Consider the following 21,554-nt stretch of genomic DNA (forward strand, 5'->3'; position numbering starts at 1 on the left):
GAGAGGACCGGATGAGTTACCAGCTCAGCGCCGTGGTCGCCGACGTCGAGTTGCTGCGCGAGCAGACCGCCGACCTGGACCACGCGGTGCTCGCCGCGCTCCGCCAGGACTTCGCGCTGCTGCCTGTCACCCCGCAACTGGTGCAGGAACTGACCGGCGGCCTGCCGGACTACGCCACCGACGAGCCGCACGCCGAGCGTCCGTTCCGTCTGGTGCTCTCGCCGCCACTGGCGGAGGTGCTTGCGCGCTGGTCGAGGAGCGGCCCGGTGGCGTACCTGGAGGCGGAGTTCGCGGGCGGGCTCGGCCACCAGTCGGCGGTGGTCTGGCTGGGTGGCGAGGTGAGCTGGGGTCCGCGATACGACGCCGCGCTGGACCGGCCGCGTACCGAGTGGCCGATCAACACCGCGCTGGCCCGGCTGGGCGCGGAGCCGGGCGCGTGGATCGACCCGTTCGCCGAGCTGGGCCTGCATCTGGAGCATGACACGGACGGCTGGCTGGCGCACGGCCGCCGCGGACTGTCCGCCGACTACTGGGACGAGCTGGCCGAGGAGTGGGAACTACGCCAATCCGACCAGCACCAGCAACCTCATCGCCCCGGTCCCGTTGGTGACTGGGGGATTGCATGAAACTACGACAATTCGGCTTTATTGCCGCACTGCTTGTTGCCGCGTCCGCAGCCGGCAGCGGCGTTCATCCACAGTGGGCCACCCGCCCGGTCGGCGCGGCCCAGGTGGTCGGCCTGGACGGACTGCGCAACGCCGGGTTCGGCGACACCGAGGCGGACCTGACCCGGCGCGGTGTGCTGCGCGCCGACGAGGCGGCCTGCGGGCCCGCGCTGGTCGGGCACGGTTCGGTCAGCCCGATCTTCGTCGACGACCGGCTCGTCCTGCTCTGGCTCGACGACCCGATGAGCACACCCGAGGGCATCAGCGCCGGCTCCCCGGTGGGCGAGGCCCGCGCCGCGTACCCCGGCGCCGTCGACCTGCCGGCGCCGCCGGGCAGTCACCGCTTCGCCGGGCTGCTCGCCCGCGACGGCGACCGCGCGTACCTGTTCCTGCACGACGGCGTCACCGTCCGGGAGATCATCGCCGGGTACGCGGACTGGGCCCGCCGCCTCTTCGACGAGGGCTACGGCCCCTGCTGACCCGACCCGCCAAAACTCCGGTGTGACCGATACGGCGACTCGACCGGTCTCTTGGAGAGGACGTCGTCGGACACCGGGAGCGAGCTGTGGACCAGAAACTGCATGTGCTCTTCGAGCGGGCACTCGGGGTGGAACCCGCACCCCTGACCGGGGAACTGGCCCGGGAGGCCATGGCCGGGGGCACCGCGCTGCGGCGCAGGCGCCGGCTGGTCACGGGAGGCGCGGCGACCGGTCTCCTCGCGGTCGCCGCCGTCGTGGTCGGGCTGAACCTGACGCCGGCACCGAGGGAACCGGCACCGCCGGTGGTGGCGGCCGGCGCACTGATGCCCTCCGCCGGCTCCACCTGTGAGCGGCAGTGGGGTGACGAGCCGGTCGACATCCGCGTCTTCCTGCGGCGGGAGATCACCGATCGGCAGCGCCTCGACCTGCGTGACGCGCTCCGATCGGATCCGATCGTGCGGAACGTGACGTTCCAGAGCCGGGACGAGGCGTACGCCAGATTCAAGGAGATGTACCGGAACAGCCCGGACCTGGTCGACGCGGTCACACCGGAACAGATGCCCGAGTCCTTCGAGGTCACAGTGACGAAGGCGAGGGACTACTCCCGCCTGGTGGCGAACTTCCACGACCGGGACGGCGTCGATCAGATCCTGGGCGGTCCGTGCCCGGCGCGCTCCGGGTCCGGGGAGGGTGAGTGACCAGCGGGCAGATCGACGTACGCGCGACACCGTCCGTCGAACGCCCGGCCGGTCCGCTGGCCCGGTGGAGCGCCGCCCGCAGGCGTGAGCGCAGCACCCGGGACGACGACTTCAGCGCGTTCGTCGCGGCGACCGCACCCCGGCTGAGACGCATCGCCTACCTCATGTGCCGGGACTGGCACCTCGCCCAGGATCTGACCCAGATCACGTTCACCCGGATGTACGCCTCGTGGACCCGGATCCGGCACACCGCGAACCTCGACGCGTACAGCCGCCGGGTGCTCATGAACGCCGTCTTCGACCAGCGGAACCGGCGCAGCGGCACCGAGGTGGTCTGCGCCGACCTGCCCGAGCGGCCGGAACCGGCGGCGGCGACGGACCTGCACGTCGCGTTGATGACCGCACTGGCGACGCTGCCGATCCGGGACCAGGCGATAGTGGTGCTGCGGCACTGGGAGGACCAGAGCGTCGCCACCGTCGCCAAGATCCTCGGCATCTCCGCGTCGGCGGTGAAGATGCGGGACGCCCGGGCGTTGGGCCGGATCCGCGCATTGCTCGGCGACGACTTCACCGGGAGTTGACCCGGAACGCGGAAAGCCCGGTGCGATCCTCGCGGATCGACCGGGCTTTCTCGCTGTTCACGAGCGGTGGCGGCGGGATTTGAACCCGCGGAGGGCGTAAACCCTCACACGCTTTCGAGGCGTGCTCCTTAGGCCACTCGGACACGCCACCGCCGACGAGGGTACAGGACCGCCGGGTTGGACGCCGAACCGGTATCCCTCGGCCCGGCCTGGCAGGATCTTTGCCATGAGTACGCACATCGGCGCTGAGCCGGGAGAGATCGCCGAGCGGGTCCTGATGCCGGGCGACCCGCTGCGGGCCAAGTGGATCGCGGAGACCTACCTGGAGGGGGCCCGCTGCTACACGACGGTGCGCGGCATGCTGGGCTTCACCGGCCGGTGGAACGGTGTCGACGTGTCCGTCCAGGGTTCCGGCATGGGTATGCCGTCCGCCTCGATCTACGCGCACGAGCTGGTCAACGAGTACGGCGTGAAGTCGCTGATCCGGGTCGGCTCCTGTGGCGCGCTGACCGAGGACCTGCAGCTGCGGGACGTGGTGGCGGCGATCGGGTCGTCGACCGACTCGAACATGAACCGGATGCGCTTCGACGGGCTGATCGACTACGCCCCGGTGGCCGACTTCGGGTTGCTGCGTACCTCGGTCGAGGTGGCCGAGCGGCGCGGCATCAGCATGCGGGTGGGGCCGATCCTGGCGGCGGACGCCTTCTACACGGACCGGCCGGACCTGTACGACCGGCTCGCCGACTACGGCGTGCTGGCGGTGGAGATGGAGTCGGCGGCGCTCTACACGATCGCGGCGCGCTACAAGGCCCGCGCGCTGACCATCCTGACCGTCAGCGACCACATCAAGACCGGCGAGAAGACCACGTCGCAGGAGCGCGAGCAGACGTTCGGCCAGATGGTCGAGATCGCGCTGGACACCATCATCGCCTGACCTGATCGACCCCGGACCGCCCCGTCGCCGCAAGGTGGCGGGGCGGTCGCGCGTTACCGTCGTCACAAAAATAAATACGACCGGTCGTGCTTGTTTCCTCTAGGCTGATCGCATGACCTCCGACGGCCGCGTCGCCCGTGGCGACCGCACCCGCACCGCGGTGCTGGACACCGCGGTGGCGCTGGCGACCGAGGTCGGCCTGCACGGTCTGTCCCTGGCCCAGCTCGCCGACCGGCTGGAGGTGAGCAAGTCCGGTCTCTTCGCGCACTGGCGCTCCAAGGAGGCGCTGCAACTCGCCACAGTCGACCGGGCCGTGGCGCAGTGGCAGGAGATGATCGTCGCCCCCGCCCTGCGGGCACCCCGGGGCGTACGCCGGCTGCACGCGCTGCACGAGGCCCGGATCGAGTTCTACGCCGCCCGGGTGCTGCCCGGCGGCTGCTTCTTCGCCAACACCGAGTTCGAGTACAACGCCCGCCCCGGCCCGGTCCGGGACCGGCTCGCCGACGCGTTGTCCCGGTGGACCGCACTGCTGGAGCGCCTCGTCCAGGAGGCGGTCGACCTCGGCGAGCTCCCCGCCGGCCTGGACGTGCCGCTGCTCGCGTACGAGATCGACGCACTGGGGATCAGCGCGGTGATGCGGTCTCGGCTGCTCGACCCGGACGCCTCCTACCGGCACGCCCGCCAGGGCCTGCTGAACCGGTTGCGGGCGCTCTGCCCGGATCCGGCCCTGCTACCGGAAGGCCAGTCATGAGCCACACCACCGCCGACCTGCCGGTCGCCGAGTTCGGGCACGTCGAGCACGTGCCGGTGCACTTCGACGATCTGGACGCGATGGGCATCCTGCACAACGCGCGCTACGCCGTGCTGCTGGAACGCGCGCTGACGCCCTACTGGGCGGAGCGGGGCGTCGCCTTCCGGGGCGACGTGCACGCGACACCCGACGTGTTCCACGCCGTCCGGGAGTTCACCATCACCTATCGGGCGCCGGTCATCGGCGTCGGCGCGGTGGCTGTGCACTTCTGGCTGGAGCACTTCGGCGCCAGCAGCGCCCGCTACGCCTTCGAGTTCCGCTCGACCGACGGCGCCACAGTGCACGCCACCGGCACCCGGTCGATCGTCCGGCTCGACCCCGCCACGCTGCGCCCGACCGCCTGGACCGAGGTCGCCCAGGGGGTGGCCGCGACGCTGCTGCGCCCCGCGCCGGCAAGCGCCTGAGCCGAGAACCCTCAGCGGAAGAACGCGCGCAGCAACGCCGCGCTCTCGCGTTCCAGCACGCCGCCGTACACCTCGGGGCGGTGCGTGACGCGGCGGTCGCGCAACACGTCCCAGAGCGACCCGACGGCGCCCGTCTTGGGTTCCCAGGCGCCGAACACCACTGTCGAGACGCGGGCCAGCGCGATCGCCCCGGCGCACATGGTGCACGGTTCGAGCGTCACCACGAGCGTGCAGTCGTCCAGCCGCCAGCGGCCCAGCCGCCGCGCGGCCCGGCGCAACGCCAGCACCTCGGCGTGCGCCGTCGGGTCGCCGGTCAGCTCCCGCTCGTTGCGGCCGACCGCCAGTTCGGCGCCGTCGGGGCCGTAGAGCACCGCGCCGACCGGCACGTCGTCGGCGCCGCGGTCGGCCGCCGGGCCGTCCGGGCCGGTCACCGCGATCTCAAGGGCACGGCGCATCCACAGCTCGTGCCGCTGCCGGCGGCCGATCGCGCCCGGGTCGGCGAGCGTCTCGTCCGCGCCGGGACCGGCACGCCCGGCCCGGCCGGGGGTGGGCTGCCCCGGGCGTACGGTCTCCAGCGCCGGATCGGTCGCGTCGGCCGGTTCGGCGGCGCCGGGCGTCAGGGACTCCCCGGGCTCAGACCTCACGCAGCTCCTCGACCTCGTCCACACAGCCCAGTACCTGGCAGATCTCGGATGTCACATCGGCCGGCATGGAGCCCTCGTGCGCGCAGAGCGCCAGCAGCTTCTGCGCCGGGATGCCCAGGTCGGCGAGGAGGTCCGCGTCGCCCACCGGGTCGGCCTCCGGGTCCACAGCGGGTTGTTCGGTCTCGTCGTCGCCGCCGGAGGCGCGCGGCTCGTCGACCTCCTCCAGCCCGGTCACCGAGGTCTTCAGGTCACCGACGAGCAGCGCGCCCAGCCGGGACTCCTCCGCGTACGCCGAGTCCGAGCCGAAGACCCGCAGGTCCTCTCCCTCGTCCAGACGCAGGAGGACCAGGTACGTGTCGTCGGCCTCGACGAACAGCAGCGACAGGTCGGCGTCCGGCTCGACGTCGCGCAGCCGGTCGGCGACCTCCTCGATGTCGGTGACGCCCCGCAGGCTCACCTCACCGGCGGTCCAGCCGCCGTCGACGCGCGCCACGGCAGCAGCGAAGTACGACACGGTCCCCCCAAATTGGCTCGGCAGCACGCCGACACGTCACGCGATGCACGTTAACCGGTCGGGTCGGCGGGCGAGCGGTCAACGCCCCGGATGAACCGGCCGTTCTGAGAGAGAAAGCTGGTCAGCCGACGACGCGCCGGCGGGTGGCGATGAGTTGGCGCAGCCGCTCGGTGCGGGCCCGCTGCGGCCGCTGGCGCTGCTGTACCGCACGGGCACCGGCCAACTCGGCGAGGAGTTGCAGGCGACGGCGGCTCCGATCGGGGTCGAGCCGCGGCGGTGTGGTCCAGGCCATACCGCGAGGGTGGACCGTCCTCGCGCGTACGTCAAGGTGGCCTTCGCTACGCAGCGAGACCGGCACCGAAGGTCACCAGAGCGGCCAGTCTCCGGTCTGCGCCCACCTGGTCACGACTATCGCCGCGGCGATGCTCCAGCCACCCGCGGTGACGATCGCCACGCCGGTCGCCACCCCCCGGTCGCCGTGACGGACCAGCACCGCGGCGGCCACCCACGCCAGACCGCCGGCCAGCAGCGTCCACCAGGCGTAGCCGGCCACGCCGCCGCCGAACAGCCCGAACAGCAGCAGCCAGGCGAACGAGACGAGCGCGCCGACCGCCACGCCGGTGCCGGTGACCGGGTACGGCTCGCGGTAGCTGGGCCGCATCGACGTGTGCGACGGGAACAGCCCCGAGGGCGTACGCGGTGGCGGGAACGCCCCCGGACCGGTCCCCTCGGGTCCGCCGTGCCATCCGTGCGTCACCGCCGCCCCCTCTCCGGACCATCGGTCCCGCGTTCGGCTTTCGTCCCTACGGTAGTGGTCTGTCAGGATGACCGGATGCGCTCGCCATCGATCGGACGCCGCACGCTGCCGGCGTACCCGGTAGTGCTGCTCGTGGCGGCGCTCACCGCCGGGTGCGGCACCCCGGCCGGGCGTGCCGACAGGTGGCAGGAGCCGAGCCCGGTGGCGACCGCCGCGCAGCCCGCCGACCCGACGGCGCCGCCGGTCGGTTCCTCGTCCGCCGCGCCGTCGCCGTCGCGCGCCGACGTGAAGCGGGTCTTCCCGGTACGGGCCGGCGACGTCGACTACCACCCGACGCACGGCGGCTACCCGGGCACCGACGTGTTCGCCGACTGCGGGGAACCGGTGGTGGCGGTCACCGACGGCGTGGTGCTGGAGGTGAGCCGCGTCGACCGGTTCGACAGGCGCGGGCCGCTGGGCCCGAACAACGGCGGGCTCTCCGTGTCGCTGCTCGGCGACGACGGCGTGCGCTACTACGGCTCGCACCTGAGCGCGATCACCGCCGGCGTGGACGCCGGGGTACGGGTGCGTGCCGGGCAGCAGCTCGGCGAGGTGGGCCGTACGGGTAACGCCAACAACGTCTGCCACCTGCACTTCGGGCTCTCCCCGAAGTGCACCGGCGCCGACGACTGGTGGATCCGCCGGGGCGTGGTCTGGCCGGCGCCGTACCTGAACTCCTGGCGCAAGGGCGGCAACCGCTCGCCGGTCGCCGAGATCACCGCCTGGCAGCGCAAGCACGGCTGCCCGGCCGCGCCCGGCCGGTCCACCAGCGGCGGCTGACGGTGCGGGGCCACCCGCCGGACGGCGTGAGCGCGTAGGTTCCAGGACATGACTGCCCGGGATCCCCTCGCCGACCTGCGCCGGATCGCGTTCCTGCTGGAACGGGCCAACGAGGCCACATACCGGGTCCGGGCGTTCCGGTCGGCGGCCAAGACGCTCGGCGCGCTGCCCGCCACGGAGGTGGCCGAGCGGGCCCGCACCGGCAAGCTGACCGAGCTGTCCGGCGTCGGTGACGTCACCGCCCGCTGCGTGGCCGAGTCGCTGGCCGGCGAGGAACCGGTCTATCTGCGCCGGCTGATGGCGACCGAGGGCACCGACCTGGACGAGGCGGCGGCGAAGCTGCGGGACGCGCTGCGCGGCGACTGCCACACCCACTCGGACTGGTCCGACGGCGGCTCACCGATCGAGGAGATGGCGCTGGCCGCGGTCGAGCTGGGCCACGAGTACATGGTGCTCACCGACCACTCGCCCCGGCTCACAGTGGCCCGGGGCCTGACCGCCGAGCGGCTGCGCGAGCAGCTCGACCACGTCGCCGCCGTCAACGAGGCGCTGCCGAAGGGCTTCCGCATCCTCACCGGCATCGAGGTGGACATCCTCGCCGACGGCTCGCTCGACCAGGACGAGGATCTGCTGGCCCGCCTGGACGTGGTGGTCGGCTCGGTGCACAGCGGCCTGAACGACGACCGGGCGAAGATGACCCGCCGGATGCTGACCGCGATCGCGAACCCGCACCTGGACATCCTCGGTCACTGCACCGGCCGGATGGTCTCCTCCCGGCCCGCCGGGGTGACCGGGCCCGGCGACCGGGGGCACCGGGCGCGTACCCGCAAGGAGAGCGACTTCGACGCGGACGCCGTCTTCGCCGCCTGCGCAGAGCACGACGTGGCCGTCGAGATCAACTCCCGGCCGGAGCGGCAGGACCCGCCGAAGCGGCTGATCCGCCTCGCGCTGGAGGCCGGGTGCCGGTTCGCCATCGACACCGACGCGCACGCCCCGGGTCAGCTCGACTGGCAGCGTTTCGGCTGCGAGCGGGCCGCGCTGTGCGGCGTGCCGGCAAAGCGGGTGGTGAACACCTGGACCGCCGACCGCCTGGTGAAGTGGACCGCCGGCCGGAGCTGAGGGTCAGCCCCGGGTGGCCGGTTCGGCGGCGGGGACGGCGGGCGCCACCGCCTCCGGGCGACGGCGGCGCCGCCCGAACAGGCCCTGCGCGACAGCCACGCCGACGAGCACCACGAACGCGCCCACAGGCTGGTGCCAGTTCATCCGCTCGCCCAGCACCACCGCGCCGACGAGCACCGCGAACACCGGGACCAGGTATGTCACGGTAGACGCCGTGCTCGCCCCGGCCAGCCGGATGTTGCGCATGTTGATGACGAAGGCGAGGCCGGTGCCGAGCGCGCCCAGCGCCAGCACGCTCGCGACCACGCGCGGGGAGAGGCCGGTCGGTGACGGCGGCGTCCCGGCGAACGGCGCGACCAGCGCGAGCTGCGCGGTCGCCACCAGCAGCTGGGCCGCCGACAGCGACAGCCCGGAGTACGCACTACCCGCGACGAACCTCTTCTGGTAAGGAATGGCCAGCCCGTAACAGGCCGCCGCGCCGAAGCACATGAGCTGGCCGACGAAGTGGGCGCCGCCGACGCCCTCCCAGACGCCGAGCACCACGAGCACACCGGCGAAGCCCAGCCCCAGCCCGACCGCCCGCCGGGAGGTGAGCCGCTCGGTGCGGAACACCAGCACCGCCAGCGGCAGCACGATCAGCGGTGTGGTGGCGTTCCAGATGCCGGCGAGCATCGACTCGACCCGCTGCTCGCCGTAGCCGAACAGCGTGAACGGCACGGCGACGCCGAACGCGGCCACCACGAGCATGTGCGCCCAGACCCGGAGGTCGCGGGGCAGCCGGTCGCGCAGCACGGCCAGCACCACGAGCAGCGTCAGCGCGCCGGTGGCCACCCGGTAGAGGGTGAGGTGCACGGGGTGCAGCTCGGTCACGCCGACCTTGATGAACAGGAAACTGGAACCCCAGATGGCGGCGAGCGCGACGAAGCCGGGCAACCAGGCCCGCACCGGTGCCCGGTCAGGAGTGATCTCGACGTTCACCCCTGACACTCTGCCGCAGGGGTACGACGAAGTCGCGCGGTATTCCGGATGCGCGGTCACGTAGGGTCGCCTCGTGGGACGAATCGATGACCTCGCCAACCGGTACGTGGCCGAGTGGGCCCCGCTGAGCCCGACCGGTGCCACCTACGTCGGCATCGCCGGCTACGACGACCAGCTCGACGACCTGTCGCCCGAGGGCTACGCGGCCCGAGCCGAGCTGGCCCGCCGTACGCTCGGCGAACTCGACGTGACCGAGCCGGAGACCGAGGCGGAGCGGACCGCCCAGGAGGCCATGCAGGAGCGCCTCGGCCTGGAGCTGGCCCGCCACGACGCGGGCGAGACCGGCAGCGAGGTCAACGTGATCTCCAGCGGCCTGCACGAGATCCGGATGGTCTTCGACCTCATGCCGACCGACGGCGAGGAGGCCCGGGCGAACGTGGCCGCCCGGCTCAACCGCTTCGCGTCCACACTGGACGGCTACAAGCGCACGCTGCGCGAGGCCGCCGCCGCGGGCCGGGTCAGCTCACAGGTGCAGCTCGTCGAGGTCGCCAAGCAGTGCGACGTGTGGGTCGACCCGGAGGGCGACAACTTCTTCCACGGGCTGGTCGAGCGGCTCGACGCCGACGGCGCGCTCGGCGCGGAGCTGCGCAAGGGCGCCGCCGCCGCGACCGCCGCCACCGCCGAGTTCGGGCAGTTCCTGCGCACCGAGCTGGCGCCGGCCGGGCGGGAGAAGCAGGCCGCCGGGCGGGAACGCTACGAACTGGCCTCCCAGTACTTCCTCGGCGCGACTGTCGATCTGGACGAGACGTACGCCTGGGGCTTCGCGGAGCTGGCCCGGCTGGAGGCCGAGATGCGGGCGGTGGCCGCGCGCATCGCCGGTCGCGGCGCGTCGATCGACGACGCGGTACGCGTGCTCGACGCCGACCCGGCGCGGACGGTACGCGGCAAGGAGGCGTTCCGGGACTGGATGCAGGCGCTCGCCGACCAGGCGGTCAGCGACCTGAACGGCACCCACTTCGACATCCCCGAGCAGGTACGCCGGATCGAGTGCTGCCTCGCGCCGACGAGCGACGGCGCGATCTACTACACCGGGCCGAGCGAGGACTTCTCCCGGCCGGGGCGGATGTGGTGGGCGGTGCCGCAGGGCATCACCGACTTCTCCACCTGGCGCGAGGTGACCACCGTCTACCACGAGGGCGTGCCGGGTCACCACCTCCAGGTCGCCCAGACGGCCGTCCGGGCCGACCTGCTCAACCGCTGGCAGCGGCTGCTGTGCTGGGTCTCCGGGCACGGCGAGGGCTGGGCGCTCTACTCCGAGCGGCTGATGGACGAGCTGGGCTACCTCGCCGACCCCGGTGACCGGCTCGGCATGCTCGACGGGCAGGCGCTGCGCGCGGCCCGGGTCATCGTGGACATCGGCATGCACCTGGAGCTGGAGATCCCGAAGGACAACCCGTTCGGCTTCCACCCGGGCGAGCGGTGGACGCCGGAGCTGGGCTGGGAGTTCATGCGCGCGCACTGCCGGGTGCCGGACGAGAACCTGCGCTTCGAGCTGAACCGCTACCTGGGCTGGCCCGGTCAGGCGCCGTCGTACAAGGTGGGCGAGCGGATCTGGTTGCAGGCCCGGGAGGACGCGAAGGCGCGCAAGGGCGCCGACTTCGATCTCAAGGAGTTCCACCGCCAGGCACTCGACCTGGGCTCGCTGGGACTGGACCCGCTGCGCAAGGCGCTGGCCCGGCTCTGAGCCGGTGGCGGGCGCCGGCGATGACTATCGCCGGCACCCGTCCGGTCAGGCGCCGAGCGTCAGCCGCAACGTGGGCCGGCCGGTGAGCGTGTCGCTGGTGACGTACGCCAGGTCGATGACCGGGTCGGTGAACGTCACCGGGATGGGCAGCGTGACCGGCAGGCCGTCCGGGAACGGCAGGTCCGGGGTGAGCGTCAGCTTGATGCCGGCGAGCTTGCCGACGAACCGGGTGCAGTAGAACGCGACGTCGTCGCGGACCGTGAGCCGGTCGGTCGCGTACCGCTGGGTGCGGCCGCGCGGGCCGTCGGCGACCAGCAGGAAGTCGTCGGTCACGGCTTCCTTCATGCTGAACTTCAGCACCTTGAGCGCGCCCCGCTCGGTCTGCAGGTCGGTGATCCCCTCGAACCGCAGCCCGGTCATCGTCACCTTGGTGCCGGTGAGCTTCGACGGCGTCTGGGCCACCTTCGGCAGGCTCGGGTCGGCGGCGATCCGCGGCAGCGGCTTGCCCGGTTCCACTTTGCCGGGCTTCGCCGGGTCCACCTTGCCGGGCTTGTCCGGCGCCGGGCAGTCAGCCGATCCGGGCCGGGTCGACGGCTTGCTCGTCGGGGCCGCCGATCCGCTCGCGGTCGGTGTGGGCGAGGGCGTCTCGCTCTTCTTGCTGCTGCCCTTGAACAGGTCACCGATCCCGTCGAAGAAGTCGGTGATGATGTTGCCCTCCCGCGTCGGGCTCGCACTCGGCGACGGGGTGGGCGTCGCCGTGGGCGCGCTCGCGCCGGGCGCCGGCGTGGCGGGCTTCGACGGGCAGGCGCTCGCGGCGGGCTTGTTCGGGGCGGCCTGCACCGCCCTCGGCTGTACGGCCAGGCCTGCGGTGGCGAGGCCGAGCACCACGAGGACGATGCCGAAGGCGCGCGGGTCCGCAGAGCGGCCCGCCCACTCCGGCGGACCGCCGTCGGATCCGGCGGGCTTCCCGTTCACCGACTGCCGAGGGACCGGCCGCTCCCCGCCCGGCCACTCGGCAGTCGGCTGCTCGACGGCCGGTCGTACTCCGGCCGGCACCTCGACTGTCGGCCGCTCGTCCGCGGCTGGTTCGTCCACCGGCTGCGCGTCCACGACGGTGTCGGGCTCGGCGTCGGTTCCGGCGGCGCGCTCGTCGTCGGTCTCGGCGGCGGACTCCTCCGCGCCGGCGGCGGACTCCTCCGTGCCGGGAGCGGCCGGACGGGCCGGCACCCAGGCGAAGGCGAGGGCGCTGCCCACGATGCCGAACAGCAGGCCGAGGAAGAAGCCGCCGAGGTTGAGCCCGATCAGCGAGTAGATGGTGGTGATCGCGGCGACGATCGAGTAGAACAGCCGCTGCGCCGGGCTGAGCCAGAGCAGCACGCCGCAGGTCACCAGGATGGCCGGGATCAGCAGGGCGAGCAGGCCGGTGGCTCCGCTGCTGAAGCTCAGTCCGTTGAGGGTCAACCGGGTGGAGGCGAGCATCTCCACCCCGGCCAGGATGATGAACAGGCCACCCCAGAACGGCCGGCTCCGCTGCCAGCGGCGGAAGGTCCGCCACGCCCGGGCCGCGGTGCCGGTCCGGGTGTGGGACGGGTCGACGGTTGTCACGTACTCCTCCTGGCGGAGCGGGAACGGGAACGGTGGGGCGGGCCCGCGGTGGTCGGCCACCGCGGGCCGTGCTCAGCTCAGAAGCACTCCTTGCCCTTGGCGTCGTCACCCACGTTGACCTTGAGCCGGAGCCCGACCAGGTTGAACGTCGAGGAGGTGGTGTAGCGGGAGACCTGCTTCAGGTCGCGGATGGTCACCCGGTCGGAGTTCTGGCCGAAGGAGCCCCGCTGCGCCGTCGGGTTGAGGTCGCTGGCGTCGCGGCCGATCTGGATGTTCGTGAAGGTCGCGTTGCCCTCGAGCGAGTCCATCGCGATCACGAGGTCCTTGGCCCGGGCCGGGTCCTTGCCGTCACCGGCGTTGATGGTGAGCACCACCGGCAGGCCGGGCAGGTCGGCGCGGACGGACTGGCAGAGCTTGTACAGCTCGGCGCTGCTGATCTCGGCCATCGCGACCGGGTGCGTCGCGCCGGCCTTGCCGTTCTCGCCCTTCTCGCGGACGATGCCGCCGTACTGCTTGAAGCCCTCACCCTCCAGGCGGTCGGCGCCGATCTTGAACGTCTGCCCGGACACGGTGATGTCGGAGGCGATGGCGCCGGTCGACATGCCGAACAGGATGGCACCGGCGGCGGCCGTGGTGGGCACGATCATGGCGGCGAAGCGCCGCCACCGGGTACGACCCTGGTTGTCGAGCCGATTCTGCACGGGTTCCTCCTCGAACGAATGTGCGCGGCGGCCGGTGGGGAACCGGTGGCACGCGCTGGACCCGCCCCTCTGTTACCGACGGGTAACGATCGAGCCTGATCGTGCACCCGATGCGGTGTAGCTCACAACCCCCCGATTACCGGGCGGTAATACGGGGCCAGGAGCGCGAGGTGACCCGGCGTCACGAAACGCCAGCCCAGGCGGGACGTCCGGGGCGGCATCTCGTCTCAAAACCGGCATAGATGACGGTGAAAGCGACGGAAAGTTACCGGACATCCGCCAGTTACAATCGAGTAACAAATGTAAAGTAGCTTCGCCCGCATGGGAGATCTCCACGACGGAGGGGTGGGCCGCTGTGCGGCCCACCCCTCCGTCGTGCTTCCGGCGTACCGGTCAGCGGCGCTCCACGTCGCCGGCGCCCGAACGCTGGGCCGGCACCTCGTCGGACCGCCAGTTCGTCGACGCCGGCGGGATCTCGTCGTCGAGCGGGCCACCCACGGGCTGCTGGTCCACCCGCGTCGCCGTCGGGTCGGAGGTCGGCGGGTCCGCCCGGTGCCGGGCGCTGCCGTCGCTCTTGGGCCGCGTCACCAGCCACACGCCCGCGATGAGGGCGATCAGACCGAGCACACCGGCGATGATCGGGCCCCAGAGGCTGATCATGCCGATCTTGAAACGGTTGTCCTTCACCGTCTCGACGCTGCGGCTGATCGTGGCGTCGTTGTAGTTGAAGTCCGCGTCCAGCAGCACGGTCGGGGTGCCGGTGTCCGGGCGCAGCTCCTTGTACTGCTGCTCACGCACCTTGATGTAGGCGCCGGTCACCGGGTCGACCCAGAGCGTCCGGGTGTTGCTGTAGACGACCTGCCCACTGGTCGCGCTGGGCGCGAACTTGCCCAGCAGGGTCTTGACGCTGTCCGCCGGGGTGTTCAGCGGCTCGTTCTCGATCCGCTGCACGAAGCGGTACGTCTCGACGCCCTTGATCTTCTCCGTACCGGTGAACCGCGCCGGGTACGTCTTCTTCAGGTCGCGGTCGAACACCTGGTAGTCACGCTTGCCGGTGCCGAACGGGAACTTGTAGATCTGGCCGGAGTAACGCACGTTGCCGACCGGGGCCTGCTCCGCCCCGGACTCGTTGAGCCACTGCTCGTCCCACGGCGCCGCCGCACCCGAGATCCGGTACAGCGCCAGCTCGGTGCTGTACTGGCTGATCACGTCCTGGTTGTCGCTGCGCTTGACCGTCTGGTAGACGTTCCAGATGACCGCGTCGCCCTTCAGCTCCTTGGGCACGCGGTCCTTGGTGTCCTCCGGCTGCGGGATGACCTCGATGCTGGACACGAGATCGGCCTGCGGCACGTCGATGCTTACCGCGCCGTTCTCCGACTTGATCTGTAGGAACTTCGCGCCCTTCGCCTCGGCGACGGACGTCGTTGGTTCCAGGTCATAGGGCAGCTTGGTCACAGCGGGGGCCACGTAGAACGGCAGCCCAGCCGCGAAGACCAGCAACAAGACACCTAGCCCGAAGAGCGCGGCGCCCACGCGAAGCTTCACTCATCCTCCTGTAACCTGCCGCCCTACGGTCTGTCGTCCGGGGCACCCGATCCTTAGCATTGGCGGGAGGTTACTCCCCAGTCACCTGCAAAAGCGACCCCCTGGATGTCCAGATGTCCACAGCCACCACGCCAACAACGCCGGAGCCTGCGGTGACCGGCCGTCTTCCCGCCCTCGACGCGCTGCGAGCGATCGGCGCGGTGGCGGTCGTCGGCCACCACGTCGGCTTCCAGACCGCCGTCACCATGAACACCACGTGGGGCGGCTGGTTGGCGCGCCTGGACGTGGGCGTCGCGATCTTCTTCGTGCTCTCCGGCTTCCTGCTGTTCCGCCCGTGGGCGCTCACCGTCGCGACCGGGCGCCCCCGGCCCCGCACCAAGCGGTACTTCTGGCGCCGCGCGCTGCGGATCCTGCCCGCGTACTGGCTTGCGGTGGTGGTCTGCTTCGTCGTCCTGCCCGGCAACCACCCGGTGTCGGCCGGTGACTGGCTGCGCCATCTCACGCTCACCCAGATCTACGGCCCGGGCCAGCTCCGGCACGGCCTCAGCCAGACCTGGAGCCTCGCCACCGAGGTCGTGTTCTACCTGCTCCTGCCGCTGCTCGCGGTGCTCGCCGTGGGCCGGACCTGGCGTCCCGTCCGCACCGTCCTCCTCGCCTCCTCCGGCGCGCTGCTGACCGTCGCGTGGGTCGCCATGATGGGCGCCGGCTGGCTCGACGGGGCGCTGCACACGATGTGGTTCCCGTCGTACGGCGCCTGGTTCGGCGGCGGCATGGCGCTGGCCGCGGCGCACGTGGCCCTGCGTACCGGCACCGCGCCGGCCGCCTTCCGCCTGCTCGACGACCTCGCCTCGGCGCCGCTCGCCTGCTGGGGGGCGGCGGTCGCGGTGATGGCGATCGCGACGACGCCGATCGCCGGGCCGCGCGACCTGACCAGCCCGACCGCCGTCGAGTTCGGCACCAAGATGGCGCTCTACCTCCTGATCGCCGTCCTCATCACGATCCCGGTGGCGTTCGGCGGGCGGACCCGGGCCAAGGAGGTCTTCAGCAGCGGGTCGGCACGGTGGATGGGCCTCGTGTCGTACGGGCTGTTCCTGTGGCACCCGCTGGTCATCGAGCTGATCTACCTGCTCGACGACCGGCCGCTGTTCACCGGCGGGTTCCTCAGCACCTTCGCCCTGACCATGCTCTTCGGCCTGGTGTACGCCGCGCTCAGCTACTACGGCGTCGAGCGCCCTCTCCAGACGCTCGGCACGCAGCGCCGCCGCCGACCGGCCGGACGCGGGCCGGCACCGGAGACGCCAGCCGTCGCCGCCACCACTCCGGACGTCGCGGCACCGGCCTGACCGTAACTCCTCGATCACTCCAGGTGACCTGACGACGGCCGTCGGCCCAACGCCGCCGGTCGGGGCATTGCCGGGCGGGGAGCCCAGCCCTTAATGTGACGCGCACCGCTAAATTACTTGAGAGTAGGGTTCGCGTGGAGCGTCGCTTCGGCATGCCCGGACACGTGCTGTTCCTCAACTGGCGAGACACTCGCAACCCCGAGGGCGGCGGTTCCGAGGTGTACGTGGAACGGATCGCCGCCGAGCTGGTGTCGCGCGGATTCCGCGCCACCCTGTTCTGCGCGGCGCACCGCGAGGCTCCCGCCGACGAGGTCAACGAGGCGGGCATCCGATTCATCCGGCGCGGCGGCCGGCACACCGTCTACCTGTGGGCGGCGCTCTGCTACCTGGCCGGAGCAGTCGGCCTGGGCCCGCTCGCCGCACGCCGGGGCGGCCGGCCGGACATCCTGGTCGACGTCTGCAACGGCCTGCCGTTCCTCGCGCCCCTCTGGGCCCGGCGCCCGGTGGTCAAGCTGATCCACCACGTGCACCGCGAGCAGTGGCCGGTGGTCCTGCCGAAGTGGGCCGCCCGGTTCGGCTGGTGGGTCGAGTCGTCGCTCGCGGTACGCGTCTACCGGCGGTGCCGGTACGTCACCGTGTCCGAGGCGACCCGGCGTGAACTCGGCACCCTCGGCGTACCGCCGGAGCAGGTCTCGGTGGTCTACAACGGCACGCCGGAGATGCCCCGCACCGACGCCGAGCGCGCCCCGTTCCCGCTGCTCGTGACGCTCAACCGCCTAGTGCCGCACAAGCGGGTGGAGGTGGCGCTGCGCGCGGTCGCGGCGCTCGCCGACGAGCTGCCCCAGCTGCGGCTGGTGGTCGCCGGGCAGGGCTGGTGGGAGTCGCACCTGCGCGAGGTCGCAGCCGAGCTGGACATCACCGACCGGGTCGACTTCCGGGGCTTCGTCACGGAGGAGGAGAAGGCCGCGCTGCTCGCCTCGGCCTGGGTCGCCCTGACGCCGTCGCTGAAGGAGGGCTGGGGGCTGACGATCGTGGAGGCCGGCGCGGCGGGTACGCCGACAGTGGCGTTCCGGGAGGCGGGCGGCGTCGCGGAGGCGGTGGTCGACGGCCGTACCGGCCTGCTGGCCGACGACATCGACGACTACCTGGCCAAGGTGCGCGCGCTGCTGCACGACGACGAGATGCGTCAGGAGATGGGCACCCAGGCCCGGCGGCACGCGGCGAACTTCACCTGGCCGGTGGCGGGGGAACGCTTCGCGACCCTGCTGGAGACTGCGGACTCGCCCCGCCCGGTCCAGCGGCGGGGCGACCCGTCCTACCTGTTGCCGTAGACCTCGGGGGCGTACGGGTCCTGCTTCCCGGCCCGCTTGGCCGCCTCCGTGGCGTTACGCGCCTCGGTCGCGGCCTCCTCGGCCGTGGCGGTCGCGGCGGCCGAGAGCCCGCCGAGGGCCAGGACCCCGAGCAACGCCGCCACCAGGCCGGACACGACAAGGGTCAAAGCTCTACGCATGCCATTCCTCCAGTGGTGAGACGTGCGAGCGGACGTTACCACGCAGTAGCTCGCCGGCGTAGGGTCGAAAAGGCGGCAGCCATGACCGCCAGAACGGCAGTTCCGCACGCGAGCACGACAAGCCAGCGGCTCGCCCCGGTCCGCTGCGGCGCGCCCGAGGCGGCCGGGTTCCGGTAGAGGCTCAGCGCCTCCCCCTCGTACCGGAGGTCGAGACCGGCCAGCACGGCCGGGTCCACTGTGCTCGGCGTACCGTGCTGCACCACCACCCAGGGCACGCCGGTGGCCGAGACCGGCCGCCCCTCGGCGAGCACCCGGCGCACCTCGCGCAGGCGCGGATTCTCCCCGGCCACCGCGACGTCGTCGACCACCAGCGTGTCGTCGGTGAGCACGGTTCCGGGCAGGTAGCGGGGCGCCGGGTCCAGCACCACCCGGCCCGGGTTCCACGGATAGGCCCGGTAGGCGGTCAGCGGCAGCGAGAGGACCTCACCCGGGTCGTCGGGCAGGCGCTCGGCGACCGCCCGCCAGTCCGCCGGGTAACGCACCGGACTGATCCGGCCGGCCCCGCCGAACGCCAGGTCCGGCATCGCGGCCACCGGCAGGAGCAGCAGCCCGGCCAGCACGATCCCGCCGACCTCCCGGTCGATCCGGGCCACCAGCCGCTCGGCGCCCAGCGCCGCGCACACCACCAGCACGAGGGCGTACGGCGCGAGGAACTTCTGCCCGTCGCGGAGCAGCCCCGCCCCCGGCACGTGCGCCACCGCCCAGCTCAACGCGCCCTGCCCACCGGGCAGCACGGCGAGGGCGGCCAGCAGGTACCCGCCACCGGCCAGCACACCCAGCCGTACCGCCGCGCCCGCCGGCAGCCGGCGTCGCAACAGGCCGGCGCCCACCACGGCCAGGACCACCAGCACCACTGTCGCCAGCGGAGCCAGCGCGGCGGACCGGCTGGACGGGGTGGCCTGCGCGCTCCAGATGCCGCCGGTGCCCGCGAGCGCCACCAGCGGGCCGGCCCAGTTCTCCGCGCGCGCCGCGAACGCCGCCACGCCGGCCGGATCGGACGTGCCGCCCGCGCCGGTGACCAGGGCCGCCACGATCCACGGAGCGTTCAGCAGCGCGACACCGCCCACCGCCAGCGCCGACCGCCGGAGCCGGGCCTGGTCCGCCGCCAGCACCAGCACCGTCGCCAGCGCGATCAGGCCGCCGGTCGGGGTGATCGCGGCGGGCGCGGCGAGCAGCACCACCCGGGCGAGCGCGCCGTCGCGGCCCGCCCGCAGGTCCAGCGCCGCCCGCGCCAGCCAGGGCAGTGCGGCGTACGCCAGCAGCAGCCCCCACTGGCCGATCAGCAGCCGCTCGGCCAGGTACGGCGTCCACGCGTACGCCACGGCGGCGACGAGTCGCACCGCACGCCGCTGCGTCGGCACCAGCCGTCCGGCGCCCACCGCGGCGAACAGGACCGCCCCGGCCAGCGCCACCCGCTGCACCACCCAGCCCGGCACGAGCTGGGTCACCAGCGAGACCAGCGCGTCCATCGGCACCGCCCGGGGCAGGCTCTGCGCCGGGGCCACCAGATCCCAGCTCAGCGGCTGCCGGGGCACGAACACCATGTCGTACCGCAGCGCGTAGCCCGGCGCCGCGAGCGGGGCCAGGATCAACGCGGTGGCGGCGACCGCCACGAGGTACAGCGGAAGCGACTCCCGCCACCGCCGGACCGCGGGGCCGCCGCCCTCGGCGGTACGTCCGGTCATTGCGGCTTCGGCACCGCCTTGCCGATGGTGATGAGGTTGGTGCACAACCTGACCCCGGGGGTGTTCACCGTCAGCTCGACGGCGGACCCGGCGCCCTCCAGCATGAAGAACACGTCGTTCAGCCCGCTCTTCAGCGTGATCTCGCGGGTGGCGTCGCCGAGCTTGAACACCGCCGTCGAGTCGCCGGAGCCGACGTAGCCGAAGTGCACCACGTACGGCCACTCCACCAGGTAGCCGTCCATCGGGATCCGGACGGTCCGGCCGCCCTCGGCCAGGTGCCCGCAGCCCTCCACGGGGCCGGGCGCGACCTTGCGCCCCTCGACCACGACCGGCCGGATCCGGCCGTTCTCGTCGAACGTCGACGGCTTCTCGCTCATCGTCACGAACGTCGGCTTGCGCGGCGCCGGTCGGAAGAAGTGGGACTGGAGATTGTCCGGCCAGAAGTACCCGGCCACCACCCGGTCCGGCACGGTGGTGTCGAAGAAGACGGTGCCCGGCGGCGCGGCGGCCAGCTCGGCCTGCGTCGTGGCCAGGTAGTCCCGCCCGTGCTTGGTGCTCCAGTTGTCGCCGAACCGCGCGGTGCTCCACAGCGTGCCCACCCCGATGGTGGCCAGCAGCACCACCATGGAGACCAGACCGACCGCGAAGGCCCCCGGCTCCCGCAGCACAGTCGGCAGCGGCCACGCGGAGACGTCGTCCTCGTCGCTGTCCTTCATCCCGAGCAGCGCCACCCCGACGCAGATCGCTGCCACCAGCACCACGTCCGCGACGTACCGGGGGACGACGCCGACCAGCGGCCCGAGCGGCCCGCCGAGCCGGGTCACCGCGAACAGCGCCGCGACCAGGCCCAGGTAGCAGGCGAGCAGCAGCCAGGCCCGCCCGGCGGACGGCCGCCGCCGCACGGTGACCACGATCAGCGCCGCGAGCACCGCCCAGGACAGCCACTTCGCGATGTCGTACGGGTCGGACAGCGGCGGCCCGTCACCGGCGTACGTCCAGCGCCACGGCCCGCCGAGCAGGCCCGGCACCACCGTGTCGCCGATCAGGTCGCCGAGGAAGGTGAAGACCTGCCCGACCGAGGTGGGCTCGTCCAGCCCCCGGGCCGGACGGGTCAGGTAGTACGCCAGGTACGCACCGGACAGCGCGGTGAGCATCAGCCACGCCGGCCAGAACCGCACGACAGTGTTCACGAGGCTGCGCCACGCGCGTCCCTTGGTGAACAGGAACGCGGTCAGCAGGAACAGCAGCGGCACGATCAGCAGCGCCTTGGTGTCGAAGAGCAGGCCGAACACGACCCAGAGCGCGACCAGGACGAGGTGCCGCTTCCGCCCGGTGCGCACGTACCGGACCTGGGCCGCCACCGCCAGGACCAGCGCCAGCTGCGGCGGCAGCACGAGCAGCCCGACCAGCCACAGCGACGACACCTCGAGCGTCAGCGGGCTGAACAGGAACAGGCTCAGCGGGACCAGCAGCCCCCAGCCGGGCCGCAGCAGGTCACGGAGCAGCCGGTACAGGGCGATCCCGACCGCCGCCTGCCCGGCCGCCAGCAGCAGGATCCACGGCCACTCGGCGAAACCGGCCGCCCGGACCATCAGCCACGCGACCGCCAGCCCGGCCGGCATGAGGTGGTTGTTGAAGGTGCCCAGGAGGTAGTCCGGGTCCAGCCGGGTGTCCAGCACCTGCGCGGCGATGACGAACTCGTCCTGCGAGAACCAGCCACGGGCGGCCAGCCCGGCGCGCGACGCGACGGACACGACGATGAGGGCGATCGCGACCGCGCGGACGCGGTCGGCGGCTATCCAGCGACCGATCGGTCCGGGTCCGTCGTCCTCCGCGCCGACGGCTGCCGGACGCGTCTCGGCCGCTGCTTGTGGCATTGACATGGTCGGCAGCCTGCCACACGCTTACCTGCCGTGGGGACGGCCGTTCCGCCGATAACGCCCAGCACCGGCCCCCGG

23 protein-coding genes and 1 tRNA gene are annotated in these 21,554 nt (G+C 72.5%); 12 read left to right on the forward strand and 12 right to left on the reverse strand.

Annotated features, from left to right (window positions below):
- Window positions 1–11: 11 nt before the first annotated feature.
- The 4 genes from AB0B20_RS26890 (at window position 12) to AB0B20_RS26905 (ending at window position 2,423) form a co-directional block, all read left to right on the forward strand.
- A complete protein-coding gene (locus AB0B20_RS26890) occupies window positions 12–626 on the forward strand; it encodes a hypothetical protein (RefSeq protein WP_357474461.1) in 615 nt (204 codons plus the stop codon).
- Window positions 623–1,144: a hypothetical protein gene (locus AB0B20_RS26895; RefSeq protein ID WP_357474464.1), complete on the forward strand. Its 522-nt coding sequence runs from the start codon at window positions 623–625 to the stop codon at window positions 1,142–1,144. The genes AB0B20_RS26890 and AB0B20_RS26895 overlap by 4 nt, the downstream gene beginning before the upstream one ends.
- Window positions 1,145–1,230: 86 nt before the next feature.
- Window positions 1,231–1,842, forward strand: coding sequence for a permease-like cell division protein FtsX (locus tag AB0B20_RS26900; protein WP_357474467.1), 612 nt, complete (start codon window positions 1,231–1,233; stop codon window positions 1,840–1,842).
- Window positions 1,839–2,423 carry a SigE family RNA polymerase sigma factor gene (locus AB0B20_RS26905; RefSeq protein ID WP_357474470.1) on the forward strand — a complete coding sequence of 195 codons (585 nt, stop codon included), beginning with the start codon at window positions 1,839–1,841 and terminating at the stop codon, window positions 2,421–2,423. Before AB0B20_RS26900 ends, AB0B20_RS26905 begins: the two co-directional genes overlap by 4 nt.
- Window positions 2,424–2,487: 64 nt before the next feature.
- Here AB0B20_RS26905 and AB0B20_RS26910 read toward each other — a convergent pair.
- Window positions 2,488–2,574: transfer RNA gene (locus tag AB0B20_RS26910), tRNA-Ser, on the reverse strand.
- A 75-nt stretch (window positions 2,575–2,649) separates the two neighbouring features.
- Between AB0B20_RS26910 and deoD the strand changes: the two genes are divergently transcribed.
- From deoD to AB0B20_RS26925, 3 genes are all read left to right on the forward strand, one after another.
- Window positions 2,650–3,357: a purine-nucleoside phosphorylase gene (gene deoD / locus AB0B20_RS26915; protein ID WP_357389543.1), complete on the forward strand. Its 708-nt coding sequence runs from the start codon at window positions 2,650–2,652 to the stop codon at window positions 3,355–3,357.
- A 112-nt stretch (window positions 3,358–3,469) separates the two neighbouring features.
- Complete coding sequence (locus AB0B20_RS26920) at window positions 3,470–4,108, forward strand: TetR/AcrR family transcriptional regulator (protein WP_357474473.1); 639 nt, start codon at window positions 3,470–3,472, stop codon at window positions 4,106–4,108.
- Window positions 4,105–4,572: a thioesterase family protein gene (locus tag AB0B20_RS26925; protein WP_357389547.1), complete on the forward strand. Its 468-nt coding sequence runs from the start codon at window positions 4,105–4,107 to the stop codon at window positions 4,570–4,572. The genes AB0B20_RS26920 and AB0B20_RS26925 overlap by 4 nt, the downstream gene beginning before the upstream one ends.
- 11 nt (window positions 4,573–4,583) lie before the next feature.
- On the opposite strand, the gene AB0B20_RS26930 is transcribed toward AB0B20_RS26925, so the two are convergent.
- The 4 genes from AB0B20_RS26930 to AB0B20_RS26945 form a co-directional block, all read right to left on the reverse strand.
- Window positions 4,584–5,027 (reverse strand): nucleoside deaminase, encoded by a 444-nt coding sequence (locus AB0B20_RS26930; protein ID WP_357474507.1) that lies wholly within the window; start codon window positions 5,025–5,027, stop codon window positions 4,584–4,586.
- Between the two features lie 178 nt (window positions 5,028–5,205).
- On the reverse strand, window positions 5,206–5,730 hold the full coding sequence (locus AB0B20_RS26935) for a tRNA adenosine deaminase-associated protein (RefSeq protein WP_357389549.1): 525 nt from the start codon (window positions 5,728–5,730) through the stop codon (window positions 5,206–5,208).
- Window positions 5,731–5,851: 121 nt separating this feature from the next.
- Entirely contained in the window at window positions 5,852–6,022 is a 171-nt protein-coding gene (locus AB0B20_RS26940) for a hypothetical protein (protein ID WP_018786529.1), read from the reverse strand.
- A gap of 72 nt (window positions 6,023–6,094) precedes the next feature.
- Window positions 6,095–6,391: a hypothetical protein gene (locus AB0B20_RS26945; RefSeq protein WP_357474510.1), complete on the reverse strand. Its 297-nt coding sequence runs from the start codon at window positions 6,389–6,391 to the stop codon at window positions 6,095–6,097.
- A 171-nt stretch (window positions 6,392–6,562) separates the two neighbouring features.
- Between AB0B20_RS26945 and AB0B20_RS26950 the strand changes: the two genes are divergently transcribed.
- Together AB0B20_RS26950 and AB0B20_RS26955 are read left to right on the forward strand one after the other, a co-directional pair.
- Window positions 6,563–7,306, forward strand: a complete 744-nt coding sequence (locus AB0B20_RS26950; RefSeq protein ID WP_357474476.1) for a M23 family metallopeptidase — start codon at window positions 6,563–6,565, stop codon at window positions 7,304–7,306.
- A 48-nt stretch (window positions 7,307–7,354) separates the two neighbouring features.
- Window positions 7,355–8,425, forward strand: a complete 1,071-nt coding sequence (locus tag AB0B20_RS26955) for a PHP domain-containing protein (protein WP_357474479.1) — start codon at window positions 7,355–7,357, stop codon at window positions 8,423–8,425.
- A 3-nt stretch (window positions 8,426–8,428) separates the two neighbouring features.
- Here AB0B20_RS26955 and AB0B20_RS26960 read toward each other — a convergent pair whose 3' ends face one another.
- Complete coding sequence (locus AB0B20_RS26960; protein WP_357474482.1) at window positions 8,429–9,403, reverse strand: DMT family transporter; 975 nt, start codon at window positions 9,401–9,403, stop codon at window positions 8,429–8,431.
- A gap of 73 nt (window positions 9,404–9,476) precedes the next feature.
- On the opposite strand from AB0B20_RS26960, the gene AB0B20_RS26965 reads away from it, so the two are divergent.
- On the forward strand, window positions 9,477–11,147 hold the full coding sequence (locus tag AB0B20_RS26965) for a DUF885 domain-containing protein (protein ID WP_357474485.1): 1,671 nt from the start codon (window positions 9,477–9,479) through the stop codon (window positions 11,145–11,147).
- A gap of 45 nt (window positions 11,148–11,192) precedes the next feature.
- Here the strand turns inward: AB0B20_RS26965 and AB0B20_RS26970 are convergent, their stop codons facing one another.
- From AB0B20_RS26970 to AB0B20_RS26980, 3 genes are all read right to left on the reverse strand, one after another.
- Window positions 11,193–12,752, reverse strand: coding sequence for a DUF6114 domain-containing protein (locus tag AB0B20_RS26970; RefSeq protein ID WP_357474488.1), 1,560 nt, complete (start codon window positions 12,750–12,752; stop codon window positions 11,193–11,195).
- A gap of 77 nt (window positions 12,753–12,829) precedes the next feature.
- Window positions 12,830–13,453, reverse strand: coding sequence for a DUF6230 family protein (locus AB0B20_RS26975; RefSeq protein WP_357389561.1), 624 nt, complete (start codon window positions 13,451–13,453; stop codon window positions 12,830–12,832).
- Window positions 13,454–13,846: 393 nt separating this feature from the next.
- Window positions 13,847–14,998 (reverse strand): porin PorA family protein, encoded by a 1,152-nt coding sequence (locus tag AB0B20_RS26980; protein ID WP_357389563.1) that lies wholly within the window; start codon window positions 14,996–14,998, stop codon window positions 13,847–13,849.
- A gap of 113 nt (window positions 14,999–15,111) precedes the next feature.
- Between AB0B20_RS26980 and AB0B20_RS26985 the strand changes: the two genes are divergently transcribed.
- Both AB0B20_RS26985 and AB0B20_RS26990 read left to right on the forward strand, forming a co-directional pair.
- Complete coding sequence (locus tag AB0B20_RS26985; protein ID WP_357474491.1) at window positions 15,112–16,341, forward strand: acyltransferase; 1,230 nt, start codon at window positions 15,112–15,114, stop codon at window positions 16,339–16,341.
- Between the two features lie 152 nt (window positions 16,342–16,493).
- Entirely contained in the window at window positions 16,494–17,672 is a 1,179-nt protein-coding gene (locus AB0B20_RS26990) for a glycosyltransferase family 4 protein (RefSeq protein WP_357474513.1), read from the forward strand.
- On the opposite strand, the gene AB0B20_RS26995 is transcribed toward AB0B20_RS26990, so the two are convergent.
- Genes AB0B20_RS26995 through AB0B20_RS27005 form a run of 3 tightly spaced genes read right to left on the reverse strand, consistent with a single transcriptional unit; the run spans window position 17,657 to window position 21,479 of the window.
- Window positions 17,657–17,851, reverse strand: a complete 195-nt coding sequence (locus AB0B20_RS26995; protein ID WP_091425994.1) for a hypothetical protein — start codon at window positions 17,849–17,851, stop codon at window positions 17,657–17,659. The two genes, AB0B20_RS26990 and AB0B20_RS26995, sit on opposite strands and share 16 nt — an antisense overlap.
- Before the next feature lie 35 nt (window positions 17,852–17,886).
- Window positions 17,887–19,596 (reverse strand): hypothetical protein, encoded by a 1,710-nt coding sequence (locus tag AB0B20_RS27000; RefSeq protein ID WP_357474495.1) that lies wholly within the window; start codon window positions 19,594–19,596, stop codon window positions 17,887–17,889.
- The gene (locus AB0B20_RS27005) at window positions 19,593–21,479 is read right to left on the reverse strand and encodes a hypothetical protein (RefSeq protein WP_357474498.1); all 1,887 of its coding nucleotides are present in this window, start codon (window positions 21,477–21,479) and stop codon (window positions 19,593–19,595) included. The genes AB0B20_RS27000 and AB0B20_RS27005 overlap by 4 nt, the downstream gene beginning before the upstream one ends.
- Window positions 21,480–21,554 lie beyond the last annotated feature (75 nt).

Origin of the sequence: Micromonospora sp. NPDC049151 (genome assembly GCF_040648395.1) — a bacterium.
Lineage (GTDB): Bacteria > Actinomycetota > Actinomycetes > Mycobacteriales > Micromonosporaceae > Micromonospora.